At 51.7% G+C, this 3,101-nt stretch carries 2 rRNA genes; both read right to left on the bottom strand.

The window, feature by feature from the left end:
- Positions 1-31: 31 nt before the first annotated feature.
- Positions 32-145, bottom strand: a 5S ribosomal RNA gene (gene rrf / locus NE665_RS23470).
- A gap of 68 nt (positions 146-213) precedes the next feature.
- Positions 214-3,101 (bottom strand): 23S ribosomal RNA (locus NE665_RS23465); the annotation flags it as partial.

Raw genomic sequence — 3,101 nt, 5'->3', positions numbered from 1 at the left:
AAAAAAGACCCATCAGATGATGAGTCAGATTACCTGGCAGCGTGCTATCTTTACTGGAGCCAGTCCAGCTATTGTCGCCGCTGATATGCTTAACTTCTGTGTTCGGGATGAGAACAGGTGTGTCCACATCGCTATCGCCACCAGATCACTTTGAGGTCTCTCCCTCAAAACTGAATAACAGTTGACAGTTTCTCTTGTGTCTCTTTGACACGTGTGATTAAGTCCTCGACCTATTAGTATCAGTCAACTCCATGTATCGCTACACTTCCATCTCTGACCTATCTACCTCGTCGTCTTCAAGGGGTCTTACTTCGTTGAACGAATGGGAGATCTCATCTTGGAGTAGGCTTCGCGCTTAGATGCTTTCAGCGCTTATCCCTTCCCTACTTAGCTACCCAGCTATGCTCCTGGCGGAACAACTGGTGCACCAGCGGTAGGTCCATCCCGGTCCTCTCGTACTAAGGACAGCTCTCCTCAGATCTCCAACGCCCACAACAGATAGGGACCGAACTGTCTCACGACGTTCTGAACCCAGCTCGCGTACCGCTTTAATGGGCGGACAGCCCAACCCTTGGAACCGAATTCAGCTCCAGGATGCGATGAGCCGACATCGAGGTGCCAAACCTCGCCGTCGATGTGAACTCTTGGGCGAGATCAGCCTGTTATCCCCAGGGTAGCTTTTATCCGTTGAGCGACGGCCCTTCCATTCGGCACCGCCGGATCACTAATCCCGACTTTCGTCCCTGTTCGACTTGTTTGTCTCACAGTCAAGCACGCTTCTGCATTTGCACTCGTCGATTGATTTCCATCCAATCTGAGCGTACCTTTGGGCGCCTCCGTTACTCTTTAGGAGGCGACCGCCCCAGTCAAACTGCCCACCTGACACGGTCCCTCACCCAGTTCATGGGTGCAGGTTAGAACTTCAATCAAACAAGAGTGGTATCCCAACAGCGGCTCTGACTACACTGGCGTGCAATCTTCTTCGCCTCCCACCTATCCTGTACATCTTTGATCAAAATTCAATATCAGGCTACAGTAAAGCTCCATGGGGTCTTTCCGTCTAGTTGCGGGTAACCTGCATTTTCACAGGTACTAAGATTTCACCGAGTCTGCTGCCGAGACAGCGCCCAAATCGTTACGCCTTTCGTGCGGGTCAGAACTTACCTGACAAGGAATTTCGCTACCTTAGGACCGTTATAGTTACGGCCGCCGTTCACTGGGGCTTCAATTCATTGCTTCGTATCGCTACTGACAAATCCTCTTAACCTTCCAGCACCGGGCAGGCGTCACCCCCTATACTTCGTCTTGCGACTTTGCAGAGAGCTGTGTTTTAGTTAAACAGTCGCTTGGGCCTCTTCACTGCGGCTCTCTTTTACAAGAGCACTCCTTATCGCTAACTTACGGAGTCATTTTGCCGAGTTCCTTGGCAACAGTTCTCTCGCTCACCTCAGGATTCTCTCCTTGCCCACCTGTGTCGGTTTTGGTACGGGCCGCTATGGAATATACTAGAAACTTTTCTTGGAAGCTGGCATCATGTGCTTCAGTACTTGCCCGGAGGCGTTCCCTTACCTGTCACATCTTACATCCCGCTGACGCATTTCACTGTCAGCCTGCTATATGCTTCGACCACAATCCGTTAAGTGGCTCACACTAGCCTTCTCCGTCATTCCTTCATTTCCATCGCGGGTACAGGAATATCTGCCTGTTTTCCATCCACTACGCCTTTCGGCCTCGCGTTAGGTCCCGACTTACCCAGGGCGGACGAACCTTCCCCTGGAATCCTTGGGCTATCGGTGTGTAGGATTCTCACCTACATCTCGCTACTCACACCGGCATTCTCTCTTCCATGCTCTCCACCGCTCCTTACGGTACGGCTTCTACGTGCATGCAACGCTCCCCTACCACTTGCATCACTGCAAATCCGCAGCTTCGGTAGTATGCTTAGCCCCGGTACATTTTCGGCGCAGGGTCACTCGACTAGTGAGCTGTTACGCACTCTTTGAAGGATGGCTGCTTCTGAGCCAACCTCCTAGTTGTCTGTGCATCCCCACATCCTTTTCCACTTAGCATACATTTTGGGACCTTAACTGGCGGTCTGGGCTGTTTCCCTTTTGACCATGGACCTTATCACCCACAGTCTGACTGCCGAGTACGTCATCATGGCATTCGGAGTTTGATTATACTCAGTACCCCGGGATGGGGCCATCGTACATTCAGTGCTCTACCTCCATGCGACTCTACCTCGACGCTAGCCCTAAAGCTATTTCGGGGAGAACCAGCTATATCCGTGTTCGATTGGAATTTCTCCCCTAGCCACAACTCATCCGCCAACTTTTCAACGGGGGTCGGTTCGGTCCTCCATTCAGTTTCACCTGAACTTCAACCTGGTCATGGCTAGATCACACGGTTTCGGGTCTACATCATCGTACTGTCGCCCTATTAAGACTCGCTTTCGCTTCGGCTCCGTATCTTCTACTTAACCTCGCACGATAACGTAACTCGCCGGTTCATTCTACAAAAGGCACGCCATCACCCTTTAACGGGCTCTGACTTCTTGTAAGCATACGGTTTCAGGTTCTATTTCACTCCGCTCCCGCGGTTCTTTTCACCTTTCCCTCACGGTACTGGTTCACTATCGGTCACTTGGGTATATTTAGCCTTGACGGATGGTCCCGCCTGCTTCCGACAAGATTTCTCGTGTCTCGCCGTACTCAGGATACCACTAGGCTTCACATCGCTTTCAGATACGGGACTTGCACCCTCTCCGGTCGGCCTTTCAATGCCGTTCTCTTAGCCATGCTCTTGCCATCTCGTGGTCCTACAACCCCAGATCAAGATCTGGTTTGGGCTCCTCCGCGTTCGCTCGCCGCTACTTACGGAATCATTCTTATTTTCTTTTCCTCCGGATACTTAGATGTTTCAGTTCTCCGGGTACCTCCCTCATGAGCTATGTATTCACTCATGGGTGACAGCTCATTACTGCTGCCGGGTTTCCCCATTCGGATATCGACGGATCTTTGTGTACGTACCACTCCCCGTCGCGTTTCGCCGTTTGTTGCGTCCTTCTTCAGTTCCAAGTGCCTAGGCATCCACCGTACGCC

Origin of the sequence: Clostridium sp. DFI.1.208 (assembly GCF_024463855.1) — a bacterium.
Taxonomy (GTDB): Bacteria; Bacillota_I; Bacilli_A; order Erysipelotrichales; family Erysipelotrichaceae; genus Clostridium_AQ.
Note: the sequence above shows the minus strand (reverse complement) of the source record. Positions and strands in the feature narration are given on the sequence as shown.